This is a genomic window from Frateuria edaphi (genome assembly GCF_021117405.1).
Classification (GTDB): Bacteria; Pseudomonadota; Gammaproteobacteria; order Xanthomonadales; family Rhodanobacteraceae; genus Frateuria_A; species Frateuria_A edaphi.
Genome location: NZ_CP088251.1, coordinates 3271220 through 3290378, shown reverse-complemented (window position 1 = coordinate 3290378; position 19159 = coordinate 3271220). Strand labels below are relative to the sequence as shown.

Sequence of the window (19159 nt, the reverse complement as noted above, 5' to 3'; positions counted from 1 at the left end):
CCCTCCTCGATGTCCGGGGAGGATACCGGCGGATCGCTCAGGGGATGACTACGGACTCGACAGCAGCGGGCGGCCGGTTTCCATCACCGCCAGTGCGGCGGCGCCGAGCAGGCCCGGTTCCGGGTGCAGTACGGCGATGGTGGGCACCTGGCGCATGGTGTCGCTGAAGCGGCCCTTGGCTTCGAAGCGCTGGCGGAAGCCGCCGCGCTGCAGCCACGGGAGCAGGATCGGCAGCAGGCCGCCGGTGAGGTAGACGCCGTCCCAGCCACCCAAGGTCAGCACCAGGTCGCCGGCGACGGAACCGAAGATGCCGGCCAGCGTTTCGACCGCGCGTACGCACAACGGATCGGTGCCGGCGCCGGCGTGGGCGGTGATGTCCTCGGGGGAGTAGTCCTGCGCACGCTCCCCGGCGATGTCGGCCAGCGCCGTGTAGAGGTTCACCAGGCCGTTGCCGCAGATCAGCCGTTCGTTGGAGACGCGGCCGAAACGCTCGTTGAGCCGGTGCAGGATCTCGATGTCCTCGCGGCTGTGCGCGGCGAAGCCGGCGTGGCCGCCTTCGCTTTCCAGCACGCTGCAGTGGCCATCGCGGCGCAGCAGGCCACCCACGCCTAGCCCGGTGCCGGGTCCCATCACCACGAAGGTCTGGTGGTCGCGACTGTCCAGCCGCGGCAGCGGCAGGTCACCGACGGCCTTCAGGTGCTGCGGCTGCAGCAGCGAGACGGCCATGCTCTGCGCGGCGAAGTCGTTGACCAGCCGCACCGACTCCATCCCCAGGTCCGCCTGCAATGCATGCGCGGCGACCGCCCACGGATTGTTGGTGATCTGCACCGTCTCGCCGTCGGCGATGCGCCCGGCCGCGGCGATGATCGCGCGCGGCGCGGTCAGCCCGGTGTCGGCGAAGTATTGCCGGATGGTGTCGGCCAGCGTGGCGAAATCGCGTACGCGGTAGCGGCGCACGCTGTCGGCCACGAGCGGCTCCGCAGCGCCGACGTCGGCGAGCGCGAAGCGCACGTTGGTGCCGCCGAGGTCGGCCAGCAGGGTGGGGGGTCGGGTGTCGAAGCTCATCGGGTCGTTCTGTGGCGCAGCGCGGGCGCGGCGGCAATCGGGGGAAGGTATCGGAAACCGGCCTGACTGGCTACTTGCGAGCCGGTCGTCGTGCGACCGTCGTGGAAAATGTGTGATGCACCGACCCATGCGGCTCGACGGGCAGAACTTGACGGTGTCGTCCGTTCGGGCACGTCCGGGCGGCGAGCGATGGAACGCCGCAGCCGGAAGGCATGCGAAGCCCGCGGCGTACAATGGCGCCTTTCGCACCAGCGACGGATCTGCCATGAACTTCCCCGCCATCCGCATGCGCCGCATGCGTCGCGACGCCTTTTCCCGCGCGCTGATGCGCGAGCACAGCCTATTGCCGGGCGATCTGATCATGGTGGCGTTCGTGATCGAAGGCGAAGGCCAGCGCGAAGACGTGCCTTCGATGCCGGGCGTTGCGCGGCTGTCCATCGACGAGTTGCTCAAGCTGGCCGGCGAGTGCGTGCGCCTGGGCATCCCCGCGCTGGCGTTGTTCCCGTCGCCCGGCCCGTCGGTCAAGAGTGAAGACGCCGTCGAGGCGTGGAATCCGGACAACCTGATGCATCGCGCCACCCGCGCGCTGAAGGCGAAATATCCCGAACTGGGCCTGATCGGCGACGTGGCGCTCGATCCCTACACCACGCATGGCCAGGACGGCCTGATCGACGAACGCGGCTACGTGATGAACGAGCCGACGGTGGAAGCGCTGGTGAAGATGTCGCTGGCGCAGGCCGAGGCCGGCATGGATTTCGTCGCGCCGTCGGACATGATGGACGGCCGCATCGGCACCATCCGCGATGCGCTGGAAGCGGCCGGCCACATCCACACGCGCATCCTCGCCTACTCGGCCAAGTACGCCTCCAGCTTCTACGGCCCGTTCCGCGACGCGGTCGGCTCGGCGGCGAACCTGGGCAAGGGCAACAAGCACACCTACCAGATGGACGTGGCCAACTCGGACGAGGCGCTGCGCGAGGTCGAGCTGGACCTGGCCGAAGGCGCCGACGCGGTGATGGTCAAGCCGGGCATGCCCTACCTGGACGTGCTGCGCCGGGTGAAGGAGACCTTCGGCGCGCCGACCTTCGTCTACCAGGTGTCCGGCGAGTACGCGATGCTCAAGGCCGCCGCCCAGAACGGCTGGCTGGACGAGAAGGCGGTGGTGCTCGAATCGTTGACCGCGTTCAAGCGCGCTGGCGCGGACGCGATCCTTACCTATTACGCCATCGACGCCGCCCGGTGGCTGCGCGGCGAATAGGCTTCGGACGCCTGCAGGAGCGCCTCTGGGCAATCGCAAAGTGGGCCGGGCACCTGGTGCGCCCCAGGAGCGTTCCTGCAGGAGAAACCTGCCGCAGGTGACCCGAACGCACACGACTGCCCGCATCGCCCAGGACGGCTGCGCGTCCATGGTCTTCAACCTGCCCAGGTTCATGTCGAACATGGACGTGCTGCGTGGGTGACAGCGTCGCTAGCGGCTGGCCGGCGGTGATCCCGCTTTCGCCGCGGCAGGGCCCGCCGCTGTGTCGCGATGCGCCGGTACCAGGCGGATTTCATACACCCGGGGCCAGCGCTTGCCGGTGACGAACAGGCGGTCGTGCGCCGCGTCGTAGGCGATGCCGTTGAGTACGTCGTTCGCCGGGTCTTCCAGCGTTTCGGGCGCGGGCCCCAGGCCGGCCAGGTCGATCCAGCCGATGACCCGGCCGCTGGCCGGATCGATGCGCGCGATGCGGTCGGTCAGCCAGACGTTGGCGTACAGCTCGCCTTTGACCCATTCCAGCTCGTTGAGGTTCGCCAGCGGATGGCCGTCGGCGGTGACGTCGATGTGGCCGACCTGCTGGAGCGAGTCCGGATCGAGAATGCGGATGGTCGGCGTGCCGTCGCTCATCAGCAGGCGGGTGCCGTCGGTAGTCAGGCTCCAGCCTTCGCCCGGATAGGCGAACTTCGCGCGCGGCGTCAGCGTGGCCAGGTCGAACAGGAAGCCTTCGTGATCCTGCCAGGTCAGCTGGATCAGCCGGCCCTTCCACGCCACGATCCCCTCGCCGTAGTCCGGCCACGGCGTAGGCGTCTGCTGGAGCACCTTGCCGCTGGCGAGGTCCACCTTGCGCACCGAGGACGCGCCGACGGTCCCCGTCGCCTCGTAGAGATAGCCGTCCAGGTAGAACAGCCCTTCGGTGTAGGCCGTCGGATCGTGCGGGAAGGCGTGCACGACCGTATAGCCCTGCACCGGGATGGACGAAGCCATGGCCAGGCACGGCAGCAACAGGCCGGCCATGGCGAGCGTGACGGGTTTCATCGCGCGATCATCCCACGGTTGCGTGCACGGCGACGCGGCAGTCGTGGCGGGTGCGGCGTGGAATAATCGGAGGCATCCCCACCAAGGCGTCGCGCGGATGGAAAGCCATCATTACCTCGAAACCGCGCTGGTGTTCCTGCTCGCGACGGTGATCGCCGTACCGCTGACCAAGCGCTTCCGCCTCGGCTCGGTGCTGGGCTACCTCCTGGCCGGCGTGGTGATCGGCCCGCAACTGCTGGGGCTGGTCGCCGACACCGCCGGCGTGGCGACCATCTCCGAGTTCGGGGTGGTGCTGATGCTGTTCGTGATCGGCCTGGAACTTTCGCCGCAACGCCTGTGGGTGATGCGCCGTGCGGTGTTCGGCACCGGCCTGATGCAGGTGCTGGCGTGCGGCATCGCGATCGGTGCGATCGGTTTCGCGTGGTTCGGCCTGAGCGGCCGGGCGGCGGCGATCGTGGGCGGCAGCCTGGCGCTGTCGTCCACCGCGTTCGGCCTGCAGATCCTGGCCGAGCGCAAGGAGGCCGGCTGGGCCTACGGGCGCCAGGCGTTCGCGATCCTGCTGTTCCAGGACCTGGCGGCAATCCCGCTGATCGCCGCGGTGCCGCTGCTGGCGACCTCGGGCGGGCACGGCATGGACCTGGCGGGCGTGTTGCGCACGGTGGGCGCGATCGTGGCGGTGGTGGTCGGTGGACGCTACCTGTTGCGTCCGGTGTTCCGCTTCGTCGCCAAGGCCGATGCGGTGGAGGTGTCCACCGCCACCGCGCTGCTGGTGGTGATGGGCACGGCGTGGCTGATGGAACGGGTGGGCGTCTCTTCCACGCTGGGCGCATTCCTGGCTGGCGTGCTGCTGGCCGATTCGGAATACCGCCACGAGCTGGAATCGCACCTGGAGCCGTTCAAGGGGCTGCTGCTGGGGCTGTTCTTCATCAGCGTGGGCATGTCGATGGACCTGTCGCTGCTGCTCAGCGAGCCGCTGCGCGTGCTGGCGCTGGTCGTCGGTCTTCTGCTGGTCAAGGGCGTGCTGCTGTGGCCGCTGGGGCGGCTGGTCGGCGGGCTCGACCGCGGCGAGTCGTTGCGCCTGGCGGTGTTGCTGGCCAGCGGCGGCGAGTTTGCCTTCGTGGTGCTCAACCTCGCCGATGGGCAGCGCATCCTCGATGGCACGCTGCACAACCGGCTGGTGCTCGCGATCACGCTGTCGATGGCGCTGACGCCGCTGCTGGTCGCGCTCACCGGGCGGTTGCTCGGCGCGCGACCGAAGAAGGCGGTGCGCGAGTACGACACCATCGAGACCGAGACACCCAAGGTGATCATCGCCGGCTACGGGCGCATGGGCCAGATCGTGGCGCGCGTGCTGCGCGCCCAGGGTATCCGCTTCGTGGCGCTGGACCATTCGGTCGAGCAGATCGACCTGGTGCAGCGCTTCGGTGGCTGGAACGACATCTTCTACGGCGATCCGGCGCGGCCGGAACTGCTGCGCGCGGCGCAGGCGGACAAGGCCGAGGTGTTCGTGCTGGCCAGCGACGATCCCGAATCGAGCCTGCGCGTGGCGCGGCTGGTACGCCGGCAGTATCCGCACCTGAGGGTCATCGCGCGCGCGCGCAACCGCCAGCACGTGTGGCGGCTGATGGATCTGGGGATCGACGACCCGGTGCGCGAGACGCTCTGTTCCAGCCTGCAGATGACGCAGATGACGCTGGAGGCGCTGGGCGTGTCCAGGGACGTGGCTGCGGCGCGGGTGGAACGTTTTCGCCAGCAGGATGCCGAGCTGCTCAAGCGGCAGTATCTGGTGTACGACGACGATGCGCGCATCGTGCAGACCACGCGCGAGGCACTGGCGGACCTGGAGCAGTTGTTCGAGGCGGACGCCGAGCGGGAACGACCGGAGTCGTCGTCGCCATCCGTGTGAGAGCAGCCGTTGAGGTATGGAGCGCCTCGGTTTTCGACGCGGATTTCCCGCGCGTCCCGCCCCACACCCAAACCTTTTCCCCGGCGGGGAGAGGGGCTTGGGTCGCGCGAGCGTGATTACTCCGCCGGTTGCGCCGGCTGGCGCAACATCTGCCGGACGCTGGGCACCGCGTTGCTGCGCGCGGCCAGCTCGTGGGCGATATCGACCAGGCCCAGGTGGCGGGCCACGTCGGCAGGGGTGCGGCCGAAGGCGTCGGTGGCCTGACGGTCGGCGCCGCGCGCCAGCAGTACGCGCGCGGCCGGCAGCAGTGCGTGCATGGCACAGGCGTGCAGCGCGGTGACGCCGCGCTGGTCGGCATGTTCCAGCTGCGCGCCGGCGTCGAGCAGCACCGGCAGCAAGGCCGCCAGGTGGGTGGCATCGCAGGCGGAGCCCGGCTTGAACTGCGCGCCGAGCAGCAGCAGCAGCGGCGTCTTGCCCTCGTTGTCGGCGCGATTGACGTCGGCGTCGTGCTTGAACAGCACGTCGAACAGACGCCGCGCGCGCAGACTGTCGTTGTGTTCGAAGCCGAACTGCGCGGCGGCGTGCAGCGCGGTGCGCCCGCGCATGTCCGCCGCGTGGATGTCGGCGCCGGCGGCGAGCAGGTGTTCGACGAGTTCCGGATAGCCCAGCGCAGCGGCGACCATCAGCGCGGTGGTTTCGCCGGGCAGGCGCTGGTCCACCTCCACGCCGCGCTCCAGCAGTACTCCGAGCAGGGCATCGCGGCGCGCGCCCACCGCCGCGGCGAGCGGCGTGACGCCGGTGCCGGCCGCCAGCGTGGCATCCGCGCCAGCGTCGAGCAGGCGGATGGCGATCTCGCGATGGCCGGCGCCACAGGCATGCAGCAGCGCGGTGGCGCCCTGCGCGTCGCGGGTATCCACGTCGAAGCCCAGTTCGAGCAGGCGCTCGACCGCGGTCAGCGCGCCCGTGCGGGTGGCGGCGGGCAGGTCCGTGGCGGTCAGTGCGCGACGCGGACGCGTCCAGTCGCCCCAGTCCAGCCAGTGCTGGATGGCGCCGTGTTCCAGCGCGAGGCCAAGTGGCGTTTCGCCGTTGGCGTCGGTGGCTTCGGCATCGGCGCCGTGGGCGATCAGCGCGCGCACCAGTGCCAGTCCGCTCTCGCCATGTTCGATCGCGGCGAACAGCGGCGTGCGGCCGGAACCATCGCGTGCGTTGGGATAGCAGCCGCGTGCCAGCAGGGCTTCGAGTAGTGCGCCGTGCCGATGGATCGCCGCCAGGTGCAGCGGCGTGCGCTCGCGTGCATCGGGGCCGAAGGCGTCAGCGCCACCCTCGAGCAGCTTGAGCGGCAGTGCCGCGCCCAGGACGCCGTCGCCCAAGGCGCCCAGCGCCTGCGCTAGCAGATGGGCGCCGGCGGGCGTGGCGCCGGCCTTGAGCAGGTCGTCCACCGCTTCGCTGGAGGCCGGCAGTTGGGCCAGCAGTGCATCGAACAGGCGCCGGCCAGGCGCGTGCGCTGGGTGCCCGGCGTCGATCGTCGCCGCGGGCAAACAGGCTTCGGCCGCGAGCCCGTGTTCGAGCAGCCAGCGCCGCGCTGCGCCGAGGCCGGGCGCGGATAGCTCCAGGTAGAGCTGCGCGAGCTGGGCCTGCGGCCACTGTCGCGCGCGCTCGGCGTACGTGGCGATGACAGCCCACTGGCCTTGGCGCAGGGCTTCGAGCAATCGCGCCGGCGTTTCGTCGTCGTCGGGCGCGTCGCCGCCGAGGCTGGCGGGCAGCGGCGATTGCGGGTCGAGCAGCGCGACCAGGTCCCAGCGACCGGCGGCCGCGGCATGGTCCAGCGCGCTGCGACCATCGCTGCCCGCGCGCCGGGGCTCGGCGCCGAGCGCGAGCAGCGCGCGCACGGTCGCGGCCTGCGCGTGCGGCGATTGGCAGGCGAGGGTGAGCGCGTCGCGGTCGTGGCTGTCACTGGCGCGGGCGTCCGCATGCGCGTCGGCCAACACCTGCACCAGCTCGCTGGCGCCGCAGCGCGCCGCTTCCATCAGCGCGGTGGCGCCATGTCGGTCGGCCAGGTTCGGGTTGGCGCCGGCGGCGAGCAGGGCGCGGGCGATCTGCAGGTGCCCTTCGGCCGCAGCGGCCATCAGCGCACTGCGGTCATGGGCGTCGGTGGCGTTGACGTTCGCGCGATGCTTGAGCAGCAGCTTGACGCCGGTGGGATCGTCGTCGGCGATGCCGGCGGCGGCGACCAGCGCGGGCTCGCCTTCGGCGGGAGCGGGCTTGGCGCCGTGCTCGAGCAGGTACTTGGCGAGCGGCCAGTTGGCCGCGCGGCAGGCCGCGGCCAGCGGACTGACGCCGGCGCGGTTGAGCGCGTTCACCGGCGCGGCGGCATCCAGCAACATCGCCGCGACGATCGGTTCCTCGCTCAGCGCGGCACCATGCAACGCGGTGTTGCCCTCGCTGTCGGTGGCCAGCGGGCTGGCGCCGTTGGCGAGCAGGGTCATGACCGCTTCGGCGCGACCGTGCCAGCTGTCGCGGGTGGCCGCGAGCAGGGCGGTGAGCCCGCCATTGGCGCGATTGACGTCGGCGCCCTTGGCGATGAGTGCGCGCAGCAGGCGCGTGTCCGGCAGCAAGGCGGCCAGGGTAAGCACCGGACGCTGGTCGCGCTCGCCGGGCGCCGGCGCGCTGTCGGGATCGGCGCCGGCCTCGAGCAGGGCGAGCGCGCGCTCGATGTCGCCGTCGCGCGCGGCCGCGAGCAGCGCGGGACCCTGTTCGGGCGCGCCGGCGGTGCGCTCTTCCTCGCTGAGCGTCGACGGGCGCGGGGCTGGCGGCGCGAGGAAGTCGGCCGGCAACGGAGCGTCTTCGGCGCGGCGACGCGGGCGCGTGCGCTCGCACAGCAACGCACGCAGCGTGCGGTTGGCGATCACCAGGCAACCCAGCGGCAACACCGCCAGCCCGTAGACGACCAGCGCCGCGGTGCGCAGTTCGGACGGCAGCACGCCATACAGCCCGGTCAGCGCGATGGCGCCATAGGCGAGTACCAGCAGCGCGAACGCCGCCGGCAGGAAATGGCTGAAGAAACGTTCCTCGCGCGCCAGGTGACGGCCGAACGCAAGGCTGCGCGCGGTCGCAGTGAAGATCCACGAGCCATCGCTCTGCGCCGGATAGGCGTCGTCCCACACGAACACCAAACCGAAGGCCGGCCACACGCGCCACAGCGACACCAGCGCGACCACGAGCGCGGCGGCCAGCAACAGCGCGCCGCCCAGCGTCGGTTGCTGGCGCAATTCGAGCATCGGCCAGGCAATCAGCAGGAACACCAGCGCCACGTAGCCGGTGAACATCACCAGGTGCGCGGCGCCCCGGCGCAGCACGGTACGGCCGAAGCGGGGCTCGGGATCGAAACCGATCGCGTGGCACACCGCCGCCATCGTCAGCGCATTGGCCAGCAGCAACGGGATCAGCGCCAGCGGGTGCGCCCCGAGCGCGGCGATCGCCACGGCAATCCATCCAGGCAGGAACCAGGCCGTTCCCTTGAGCAGGGACGGCGGGCGGTGGCGCGATCGGGGCTCATTCATGGCGCGAGTATAGGAAGCGTGGGCGCCGCAGACGGTAACGGCACGTTAACCCCGACACCACAAATCATTCGTCGCGATCGTCCGGCGTACTGCGCTGCAACTGGTTGGCGACCGCGAGCGTCTCCTGCGGCGGCAGCTGCAGGTGCCAGCCCTGGGTGCGCAGGTGTTCGAGCACGACCTCGCTGTCTTCGTTCGGCAGGCGGCGCTGCTCGTCCAGCTGCACTTCGAGCACGAAGCGCAGGTCGCCGAGCATCATCGACAGCGACTCGGGAACCACGCCGAACTCGTCGCGCGCGGCGAGCCACACGTAGGTATCGGATTTGCGCTGGCTGGCGTAGACGAAACAATGCATGGGACGACTCCGACGGCGATGGCGTGGGGCGGGGGACGCGAAGGGTAGCAGCGTGCACCGTCAATGCTGCGGTCGCACTTGCAAGCCCGGGGGTGGCTGGGCAGAGTGTCGCGCGGGGGCCTCAAACGCGCGTATGAAAACAGCCGTGACGGTCTCCGTTGCCACCCCGAGCCGCGTCTTAAGATAAGCAGGAGCAAGCGATGCCTATGTCTTTTCGTTCCATCCCGGGCCGTGCCCGGCCTTTGGCGCTGGCCGCGCTGAGCCTTGCCGTCGCCGGTGCGCTGGCGCTGCCGCAGGCGGCCGATGCCAGTGCCTTCCAGCTGAAGGAAAACAGTGCCAAGGGCATGGGCCGCGCCTATGCCGGCTCGGCGACCGCCGGCGGCGACGCCTCGGTGGTGGCCAACAACCCCGCCGCGATGACCGACCTGGACGGCACCTACCTGCAGGCCGACGTCACCGCGATCAACTTCAGCGCCCGCTTCAAGGGCACCGCGACGGACGCGCTCGGCCGTCCAATCAGCGGCGGTGACGGCGGCGACGCCGGCACGACGCTGCCGATCCCTGCGCTGTTCATCGCGAGCAAGGTGTCCGACCGCGTGCACCTGGGCTTTGGCCTGTCGGTGCCGTTCGGCTTCCAAACCGAATATGGCCAGAACTGGAAGGGTCGCTATAACGCGATCAAGTCGCGGTTCGAGTCGCTGGACGCTACCTTGTCCGGTTCGTTCGACGTGAACGACCAGTTCTCCCTGGGTGCCAGCGTCATCGCGCAGAAGACCTCGGCCGAGCTGACCTCGGCGATCAACTTCAACGGCGTCGCGATGGGCCTGATACAGCAGGGTGCGGCCGGCGGCCTGATCCCGGCGGCGCAGGTACCGGCCTACATGCAGCTGGTCGGCACCGTGGTCCCGCCGGGCTCCGACGGCCTGGCACGCGTCAAGGGTGACGACTGGGGCTACGGCTGGCAGCTGGGCGCGTACTGGAAGCTCACCCCGAACGACAAGCTTGCCGTCAACTACCGTTCCAAGATCGACCACAAGCTCGAGGGCACCGGCAACTTCACCGTGCCGGCCAACGTGACCGCCCTGCTGTCCAGCCCGCAGGTCGCCCCGCTGCTGGCCGCCGCCGGCGGTGTGCCGTTCACCCACACCACCGGCACCGCGAACTTCACCACGCCTGCCAGCGCCGGATTCAGCTACTGGCACCAGGGTGAGAAGTTTGGCCTGGGCGTCGACCTGAACTGGACCAAGTGGGACGTGTTCAAGGAACTGCGCGTGCAGTACGGCAACCCGGCGCAGCCGGACAGCGTCGAGACCTTCAATTGGCGCAATACCTGGTATGCGGCGATCGGCGGCGACTACTACGTCAACGACAAGCTGACCCTGCGCGCCGGCATCTCGGTCGACACCACGCCGACCTACACCGCCACCCGCGACGCCCGCGTGCCCGACTCCACCCGCAAGTTCGCCGCGGTGGGCATCGGCTACAAGGCCAGCGAGCACTTCGAGCTCAATGCCTCGTACGCGCACATTTTCGTCAACAACGCGCACATCGATTCGGTGAGCCCCACGGGCGACCGGTTGACCGGCAACTTCGACGACTACGGCAACCTGCTGAGCCTGTCGGCGCAGTACAAGTTCTGATCGTTTGAAGTGCAAGACCTCCCCGCGTGAGCGGGGAGGTTTTTTTGTGCGCGGTGTTCGGCGGATGGTCAGCCGTTGCGAAGCGGTTTGTCGCCGCGATCGGTGGCGATGTAGTCGCCGTCGCCCTGCGGTTCGCGGATCGTCGAGGTGCGGTCATCCTGTTCGCTGAGACCGGCTCCTGCGAAGAACGTCAGCCGTGCCGCAGCAGCAGCTCCAGCAGCCGCCGGAAGCGGGGACCGTAGGGCGGTCGCAGCAGCCCCGCACCGTTCCAGCGCGACTGCGCGAACACCGGCTTGAGGTGCGTGAACGTATCGAAGCCCGCCTTGCCGTGGTAGCCGCCCATGCCCGACGCGCCGACGCCCCCGAACGGCAGCCCGTGCTGGGCGATGTGGTAGAGCGTGTCGTTGACGGTGACGCCGCCGGCCTGGGTGCGCGCGAGCACCGCATCGATGGTCGGGCGGTCGCGCTCGAACAGGTACAGCGCCAGCGGGTGCGGGCGGGCGTTGACGTAGTCGACCGCCTGCGCGACCGAGTCGCAGGCGACCAGCGGCAGCAATGGGCCGAAGATCTCCTCGTGCATCACCTTCGCGTCGTCGGGCACGTCGAGCAGCAGTTGCGGCCGGAACAGGCGGCGCGCGGGATCGGCCGGTGCGTCGTCCAGCAATTCGATCCGCGCGCCGGCATCCGCCGCCTCGTTGCGGAGCGCCGCCATGCGCTCGAAGTGGCGATCGGAGATGAGGCTGGTGTACTGTCGGTTGCTGGCCAGATCGGGGTACAGCCGCGCCATCGTGGTGCGCGCCGTGGCGACGAATTCTTCCACCCGCGCGCCTGGCAACAATACGTAATCCGGCGCGATGCAGGTCTGCCCAGCATTGACCAGCTTGCCCACCAGGATGCGCTCGACCGCCTGCGCCATGTCCGCCCCCGGCCCGATGATGGCCGGCGACTTGCCACCGAGCTCCAGCGTCACCGGCGTCAGGTGCGCCGAAGCGGTCCGCATCACGTGATGGCCGACGGCGGTCGAGCCGGTGAACAGCAGATGGTCGAAGGCCAGTCCGCTGAAGGCCTGCGCCACCGTGGCGTCGCCGGTGACCACGACGACCTCGTCGTCGACGAAATACGCCGCGATCTGCTCGGCGAACAGCGCGGAAAAGCGCGGCGTGAACTCGCTCATCTTGATCATGGCGCGGTTGCCCGCCACGAGCGCGTCCACCAGCGGTCCGACCGCCAGGAACAGCGGGTAATTCCATGGCACGACGATGCCGACCACGCCACGCGGCTGCGGCAGCAGGCGGTTGTGCCCGGGCAGGAACGCCAGCGCCGTCGGTGCGCGGCGCGGACGCATCCAGCGCTTGCCGTGGCGCAGCGCATGGCGGATGGCCGAGAGCGAGGGAAACAGTTCCAGCAGCTCGGTTTCCTCGACCGGGCGCTGCCCGAAGTCCGCATCGATCGCTGTGGCGAATGCCGCGCGCTGCTCGCGCAGCATGCGAGCCAGGCGTTGCAGCCGATCGACGCGCACCTGCCAGGCAGGCAGGGGATCGCGCGCCTGCGCGGAACGCAGTCGGTGCAGGGTGGCAGTCAGTTCGGGGGTGTCGGCCATGGCGTGCGCCCGATGGAGATTAGGCACATGGTTGCATGACGTTGCGGTAAACGCTGTTGCGAGCGTTCTGCTCCCTCTCCCCGCGGGGGAGAGGGAGCGATCTACACCTTTGCGCTTTCCCTTACTCGCCGATGGTCAGCAACGAAGCGTTGCCGCCGGCGGCGGTGGTGTTGATGGTCAGCGTGCGTTCGCTGGCGAAGCGCAGCAGGTAGTGCGGGCCGCCGGCCTTGGGGCCGGTGCCGGACAGGCCTTCGCCGCCGAAGGGCTGCACGCCGACCACCGCACCGATCTGGTTGCGGTTGACGTAGCAGTTGCCCACGCGGGTGTGGCGGGCGATGTAGTCGATGGTCGCGTCGATGCGGCTGTGCACGCCCAGGGTCAGGCCGTAACCGGTCTCGTTGATCTTCTCGATCACCTGCGGCAGTTCGCTGGCCTTCCAGCGCAGCACGTGCAGCACCGGGCCGAAGATCTCGCGATCGAGGATCGACAGCGTCGGGATCTCGTAGGCGCGCGGCGCGAAGAAGGTGCCGTGCGCGGTCGCGGCCGGGTCCATCGGCGCCTCGGCGATCTTCTTCGCTTCCTTGTCCATGCGTTCGGCGTGGGCGACCAGGATCGCCTTGGCGTCCTCGTCGATCACCGGGCCGACGTCGGTGGAGAGCAGGCCAGGGTCGCCGACCTTCAGCTCGGCCATCGCGCCGGTGAGCATGGTGATCACCTTGTCGGCGATGTCCTCCTGCACGTAAAGCACGCGCGCGGCCGAGCAACGCTGGCCGGCGGACTGGAACGCCGAGGCCATCACGTCCTTGACGATCTGCTCGGGCAGCGCGGAGGAGTCGGCGATCATCGCGTTCTGGCCGCCGGTTTCGGCGATCAGGATGGCGATCTGCGCCTTGCGCGCGGCCAGCGCGCGGTTGATCGCCCAGGCGGTTTCGGTCGAGCCGGTGAACACCACGCCAGCCACGCGCGGATCGCGGGTCAGGGCGGCACCGACGGTCGGGCCGTCGCCGGGGACGAACTGCAGCACGTCCTTCGGGATGCCCGCATCGTGCAGCAGCTGGGTGGCGACGTAGCCGATCAGGCTGGTCTGCTCGGCCGGCTTGGCGATCACTGTGTTGCCGGCGGCCAGCGCGGCGCTGACCTGGCCGATGAAGATCGCCAGCGGGAAATTCCACGGGCTGATGCCGACGAACACGCCGCGGCCTTCGAGGAACAACTGGTTCGTTTCGCCCGTGGGGCCAGGCAGGGCGATCGGCTCGCCGAACAGGCGGCGCGCCATGGTCGCGTAGTAGCGCAGGAAGTCGGCCGCCTCGCGGATCTCGGCGATCGCGTCGGGCAGGCTCTTGCCCGCCTCGCGCACGCACAGGGCGATGAACTCGCCGCGGCGCGCCTCGAGCTGCTCGGCGGCGTACTCGAGCATGGCCGCGCGGTTGGCGACCGGGAAGTTGCTCCAGCGGTCCTGCGCGGCGTGCGCGTTGGCCAGCGCCTGCCGCACGGTAGCCTCGTCGGCGGCGACGTAGGTGCCGAGCTTGCGGCGGCGGTCGGTCGGGTCGGTGACCTCGACGGCCGGTCCCTGGCTGGTGGCGCCGGGCACCAGCGGACCTGCGGTCCACGGACCCTGGTGGGCGTTGGCCTCGTCGGCCAGGGCCTTCAGTTCATTGTCGTTGGCAAAGTTCACGCCCATGGAATTCTTCCGTAGTTCACCGTAGAGGTTGGCCGGCAGCGGGATGCGCGGGTGCGGGATCGACTCGAACGAGCGGACCGTCAGGCACGGGTCGGCGACCAGTTCGCGCGCCGGCACGTCCTCGTCCACCACGCGGTTGACGAAGCTGGTGTTGGCGCCATTTTCGAGCAGACGGCGCACCAGGTACGGCAGCAGGTCCTCGTGCGTGCCCACCGGCGCGTAGACGCGGCACGGCGCGGCGAGCCCGTTCGCGCCGATCACTTCGGCATAAAGGTCCGCACCCATGCCGTGCAGGCGCTGGTATTCGAACGGCCGGCCCTGCGACAGGTGGTGTACCGCGGCGATCGTGTGCGCGTTGTGCGTGGCGAACTGCGGGTAGATCAGCGTCGGGCCGGCGTTGAACAGGCGCCGCGCGCAGGCGATGTAGGAGACGTCGGTGTTCGGCTTGCGCGTGTACACCGGATAGCCGGCCAGGCCGCCTTCCTGCGCACGCTTGACCTCGGCATCCCAGTAGGCGCCCTTGACCAGGCGCACGTACCAGCGCCGGCCGTGCGCGAGCGCCATCTCGACCAGCCAGTCGATCACGAACGGGGTGCGCTTGGAGTAGGCCTGCACCACGATGCCCAGGCCATTCCAGCCTTCCAAAGACGGGTGCGCGAAGACCTCGCCGATGATGTCCAGCGAGAGCTCCAGGCGGTCGGCTTCCTCGGCGTCGACCGAGAGCGCGATACCGGCCTTCATCGACAGCTGCGAGAGCTCCAGCAGCCGCGCGACCAGCGCCTTGCGCGCGCGCTCGCGCTGGCCGGACTCGTAGCGAGGGTAGAGCGCCGAGAGCTTGACCGAGATCGACGGTGCGTCGGTGTGGTTGGGGTGCGGGCCGCGGCGGCCGATCGCGGCGATGGCGTCGCGATAGGCCTGCTGGTAGCGCTCGGCGTCGGCGGCGGTCAGCGCGGCTTCGCCCAGCATGTCGAACGAATAGCGGTAGGCCGCGTTTTCCTTCTTCTTCGCGCGGTCCAGCGCCTCGTCGATGGTGCGGCCCATCACGAACTGGTGGCCCATCAGGCGCATGGCCTGGCGCACCGCGGCGCGGATCGCCGGCTCGCCAAGTCGCGCGACCAGCCGGCGCAGCGAGCCGGTGAAATCGTCGCGGGTAGTCTGGGCCAGGTTGACCAGCCGGCCGGTCAGCAGCAGGCCCCAGGTGGAGGCGTTGACCAGCGCCGATTCGCTCTGGCCCAGGTGCTTGCGCCAATCGGCGTCGCCCAGCTTGTCGCGGATCAGCTTGTCGGCGGTGCTCTGGTCGGGGATGCGCAGCAGGGCTTCGGCCACGCACATCAGCAGCACGCCTTCCTCGCTGGACAGGTCGTACTGGCGCATGAACGCCTCGACCATGCTCTGATCCTTCGCCCGCGCCCGCACGCGCGTGACCAGGGCGGCGGCGCGGTCGACCACCGCTTCGCGTTCCTCCGGAGGTAGGTCGGCCTGGTCGAGCAGATCGAGCACCGCTTCGGTCTCGTCGCGCAGCCAGGCGGCGGTGATGCGGGCGCGCGCAGGCTCGGCGACCGCGGGGATTTCGGGGCTCAGGATAGATTGCGTCACGTGGGGGATCTGCGGCAGGTGGCCGCCCGGGGCGGCGGCGAAGCCGGCAATTGTACGCCCGGCACCCAGGCGCACGCATCCGTGCGCGGGCGCATCGACGGACGCGGCCGTCTATGGCAAGACGCTGGGCGGATCCCATGCCGTGGCGCGCAAACGGGATGCACGTCGCTAGCGAGCGTGCAGCCGCGCACATGCGCGCCCCGGATGACCGTTTTCCCCTCTAGCTGCCTGTCTCTCGTCGCGTGATCCAGGTCAGCCGGGTGCGACATTCTTGCCTCGCAGTCATTCAGCGGCCTATCATTCCGCAGTTCCAGGCACGCCGGATTCCCATGATCGTGCTTCGACCCGCTGGCGCCGGCCTGCCGTGCGTGACGATGTGGCTTCGGCCCAATCGCGCACTCAGCCGACGCGGGCTGCGTCGCTTGATCATGGTGCTGGCGGCCCTGGCGCTGACGACGGCCGGACTGGGCGCGTGGCAGGGGAATGTGTTTGCTCCGCTGTTTGCCCTGATCGAGTCCTGCGCGATGGCCTTTGCATTGAGGCAGGCCTGGCGCGCGGGCGACCGCAGCGAACGCATCCGCCTCGACGAAAAGTCGCTGGAGGTGCGGTCGCTGCCCGGGCGGCGCCGCGCGTGCTTCCAGTCCTACTGGGTGCGCGTGCGGCTGGCGCCCGGCAACGGGCACGGGCGTCTGCTGCTGGGGTCGCATGGACGCGAGCTGGAGATCGGCTCGTTCCTCGCCGAAGAGGAACGCGTCGAGTTGTCGAGAAAACTCAAGGTGCTGCTGGCGGACATGCAAGGCCGGCAGCGCGGGTAGGGTCAACAAAGGTGCAAGACATGACATCTGGCGGCATCAGGATCAAGGCATGGGCGGCAGCGGCCTGTGCGCTGTTCAGCAGCGCGGTATGGGCCAACCCCCAGCCGGGCCAGCTCAACATGACGCGCGGCGTCAGCGAGTGGTCGCCCGAGGCCTACTTCCTCAACAACGTCGCGCTCGGCGTGTGCACGGTGATCGGCGTGCTGGTGTTCGGCGCGATGTTCGTCGCCATGTTCCGCTTCCGCAAATCGCGCGGCGCGGTGGCCGAGAAGTGGTCGCACAACACCATGCTCGAAGTGGTGTGGACCACCATTCCGGTGATCATCCTGATCGTGCTGGCCTGGATGTCCACCGGCGGCCTGGTCTCCTTTGCCGACACCACCGGCTCGCAGATGACCGTCAAGGTCACCGGCTACCAGTGGAAGTGGCGCTACGACTACGTCGACTACCAAGGCAAGGCGATCGACGGCGTCGGCTTCATGTCCAAGCTCGACGAGCAGAGCAACGAGACCCGCCAGCTGGATTCGGGCCTGGATCCGAAGTCGGTCAAGGTCGGTGACGAGAACACCTACCTGCTCAACGTCGACAAGCCGCTGGTGCTGCCGGTCGACACCAAGGTGCGCTTCGTGATCACCGCCGGCGACGTGATCCACTCCTGGTGGGTGCCGGCGCTGGGCTGGAAGATCGACGCCATCCCGGGCATCGTCAACGCCGCCTGGACCAACATCAAGGTGCCGGGCACCTACCGCGGCCAGTGCGCGGAGCTCTGCGGCCAGGACCACGGCTTCATGCCGATCGTGGTGAAGGCGGTCTCCAAGGCCGAGTTCGCCCAGTGGCTGGCGCAGCAGGAAGCCGCCGGCAAGGCACCGGCGGCCACGCCCGCGACGCCGGCTGCACCGGCGCCGGCATCGACCGCCGCCGCCCCGGCATCCGCATCGACCACGGCCGCCCCGGCAGCCAAGACGCCGGGCAAGCAGGGCTGATCGCCCGCTTTTCCGCTTTCAAGCATTCGCATTAGGTAGAGGTGCAAGGCCATGGCCCACGCAGCCACCCACGATCACCACGACGAGCACCACGGCGCACCGTCGAACTTCTTCACGCGCTGGTTCATGTCCACGAACCACAAGGACATCGGCACGCTGTACCTGGTCTTCTCGCTGCTGATGTTCTTCATCGGCGGCAGCTTCGCGATGGTGATCCGCGCGGAGCTGTTCAAGCCGGGCATGCAGCTGGTGCAGCCGTACTTCTTCAACGAGATGACCACCATGCATGCGCTGGTGATGATCTTCGGCGCGATCATGCCGGCCTTCGTGGGCCTCGGTAACTGGATGATCCCGTTGATGGTCGGCGCGCCGGACATGGCGCTGCCGCGCATGAACAACCTCTCGTTCTGGATCCTGCCGTTCGCCTTCGCGCTGATGCTGTCCACGCTGTTCATGCCCGGCGGCGGCCCGGCCGGCGGCTGGACCATGTATCCGCCGCTGTCGCTGCAGAGCGATTCGGTCGCCTACGTGGTGTTCGCGATCCATCTGATGGGCATCAGCTCGATCATGGGCGCGATAAACATCATCGCGACCATCCTCAACATGCGCGCGCCGGGCATGGATCTCCTGAAGATGCCGGTGTTCGTGTGGAGCTGGCTGATCACGGCGTTCCTGCTGATCGCCGTGATGCCGGTGCTGGCCGGCGCGGTGACCATGCTGCTGACCGACAAGTACTTCGGCACCAGCTTCTTCAACGCCGCCGGCGGCGGCGATCCGGTGCTGTACCAGCACGTGTTCTGGTTCTTCGGTCACCCCGAGGTGTACATCATGATCCTGCCGGCGTTCGGGATCATCTCCGAGATCGTGCCGACGTTCTCGCGCAAGCCGATCTTCGGGTACAAGGCGATGGTGTTCGCGATCGCGGCGATCGCGTTCCTGTCCTTCATCGTATGGGCGCACCACATGTTCGCGGTGGGCCTGCCGCTGGGCGCCGAAATCTTCTTCATGTACGCCACCATGCTCATCTCGGTGCCGACCGGCATCAAGGTGTTCAATTGGGTGAGCACGATGTGGGGTGGCTCGCTGACGTTCGAGACGCCGATGCTGTTCGCCATCGCGTTCATCATCCTGTTCACGATCGGCGGCTTCTCCGGCCTGATGCTGGCGCTCGTCCCGGCCGACTTCCAGTACCACGACACCTACTTCGTGGTGGCGCACTTCCACTACGTGCTGGTGACCGGCGCGGCGTTCGCCATCATGGCCGCCACGTACTACTGGCTGCCCAAGTGGACCGGCCGCATGTACAGCGAGTTCTGGGGCAAGGTGCACTTCTGGTGCTCGGTGGTGTTCGTGAATGTGCTGTTCTTCCCGCAGCACTTCCTGGGCCTGGCCGGCATGCCGCGCCGCATCCCGGACTACAACGTGGCGTTCGCCGACTTCAACATGATCAGCTCGATCGGCGGCTTCCTGTTCGGCGCCTCGCAGCTGATCTTCCTGGGCGTGATCGTGCATTGCGCGTTCTTCTCCAAGAAGAAGGCCGCCGACCGCGTGTGGGAAGGCGCTCGTGGCCTGGAGTGGACGGTGCCGTCGCCGGCTCCGCACCACACCTTCGCGCTGCCGCCGGTGATCCACGACGACGAGCTGGCCCACGGTCACGTGGATGATTGA

The 19159-nt window shown here is 69.1% G+C and carries 12 protein-coding genes; 6 read left to right on the top strand and 6 right to left on the bottom strand.

The features are described 5' to 3' along the window. Nucleotides 1-48 precede the first annotated feature (48 nt). The gene (gene glk, locus LQ772_RS15325) at nt 49-1065 is read right to left on the bottom strand and encodes a glucokinase (RefSeq protein ID WP_231321991.1); all 1017 of its coding nucleotides are present in this window, start codon (nt 1063-1065) and stop codon (nt 49-51) included. A gap of 265 nt (nt 1066-1330) precedes the next feature. On the opposite strand from glk, the gene hemB reads away from it, so the two are divergent. Next, entirely contained in the window at nt 1331-2323 is a 993-nt protein-coding gene (gene hemB, locus LQ772_RS15320) for a porphobilinogen synthase (protein ID WP_231321990.1), read from the top strand. Nucleotides 2324-2533: 210 nt separating this feature from the next. On the opposite strand, the gene LQ772_RS15315 is transcribed toward hemB, so the two are convergent. Next, the gene (locus LQ772_RS15315) at nt 2534-3358 is read right to left on the bottom strand and encodes a glutaminyl-peptide cyclotransferase (protein ID WP_231321988.1); all 825 of its coding nucleotides are present in this window, start codon (nt 3356-3358) and stop codon (nt 2534-2536) included. Nucleotides 3359-3455: 97 nt separating this feature from the next. Between LQ772_RS15315 and LQ772_RS15310 the strand changes: the two genes are divergently transcribed. Continuing rightward, the gene (locus tag LQ772_RS15310; protein ID WP_231321986.1) at nt 3456-5264 is read left to right on the top strand and encodes a monovalent cation:proton antiporter-2 (CPA2) family protein; all 1809 of its coding nucleotides are present in this window, start codon (nt 3456-3458) and stop codon (nt 5262-5264) included. 116 nt (nt 5265-5380) lie between these two features. Here the strand turns inward: LQ772_RS15310 and LQ772_RS15305 are convergent, their stop codons facing one another. Both LQ772_RS15305 and LQ772_RS15300 read right to left on the bottom strand, forming a co-directional pair. Beyond that, nucleotides 5381-8824, bottom strand: a complete 3444-nt coding sequence (locus tag LQ772_RS15305) for an ankyrin repeat domain-containing protein (protein WP_231321984.1) — start codon at nt 8822-8824, stop codon at nt 5381-5383. Nucleotides 8825-8888: 64 nt separating this feature from the next. Beyond that, on the bottom strand, nt 8889-9176 hold the full coding sequence (locus tag LQ772_RS15300) for a YcgL domain-containing protein (RefSeq protein ID WP_231321983.1): 288 nt from the start codon (nt 9174-9176) through the stop codon (nt 8889-8891). Between the two features lie 200 nt (nt 9177-9376). On the opposite strand from LQ772_RS15300, the gene LQ772_RS15295 reads away from it, so the two are divergent. Further along, entirely contained in the window at nt 9377-10816 is a 1440-nt protein-coding gene (locus tag LQ772_RS15295) for an OmpP1/FadL family transporter (protein ID WP_231321982.1), read from the top strand. 190 nt (nt 10817-11006) lie between these two features. Here LQ772_RS15295 and LQ772_RS15290 read toward each other — a convergent pair whose 3' ends face one another. Continuing rightward, the gene (locus tag LQ772_RS15290) at nt 11007-12416 is read right to left on the bottom strand and encodes a coniferyl aldehyde dehydrogenase (protein ID WP_231321981.1); all 1410 of its coding nucleotides are present in this window, start codon (nt 12414-12416) and stop codon (nt 11007-11009) included. A 121-nt stretch (nt 12417-12537) separates the two neighbouring features. Then, on the bottom strand, nt 12538-15693 hold the full coding sequence (gene putA, locus LQ772_RS15285) for a bifunctional proline dehydrogenase/L-glutamate gamma-semialdehyde dehydrogenase PutA (RefSeq protein WP_231326074.1): 3156 nt from the start codon (nt 15691-15693) through the stop codon (nt 12538-12540). A 374-nt stretch (nt 15694-16067) separates the two neighbouring features. On the opposite strand from putA, the gene LQ772_RS15280 reads away from it, so the two are divergent. The 3 genes from LQ772_RS15280 to ctaD are packed head-to-tail and all read left to right on the top strand — an operon-like array spanning nt 16068 to nt 19159. Next, nucleotides 16068-16508 carry a DUF2244 domain-containing protein gene (locus LQ772_RS15280; RefSeq protein WP_231326073.1) on the top strand — a complete coding sequence of 147 codons (441 nt, stop codon included), beginning with the start codon at nt 16068-16070 and terminating at the stop codon, nt 16506-16508. 20 nt (nt 16509-16528) lie between these two features. After that, nucleotides 16529-17491 carry a cytochrome c oxidase subunit II gene (coxB, locus tag LQ772_RS15275; protein WP_425600805.1) on the top strand — a complete coding sequence of 321 codons (963 nt, stop codon included), beginning with the start codon at nt 16529-16531 and terminating at the stop codon, nt 17489-17491. A gap of 51 nt (nt 17492-17542) precedes the next feature. Continuing rightward, the gene (ctaD, locus tag LQ772_RS15270; RefSeq protein ID WP_231321980.1) at nt 17543-19159 is read left to right on the top strand and encodes a cytochrome c oxidase subunit I; all 1617 of its coding nucleotides are present in this window, start codon (nt 17543-17545) and stop codon (nt 19157-19159) included.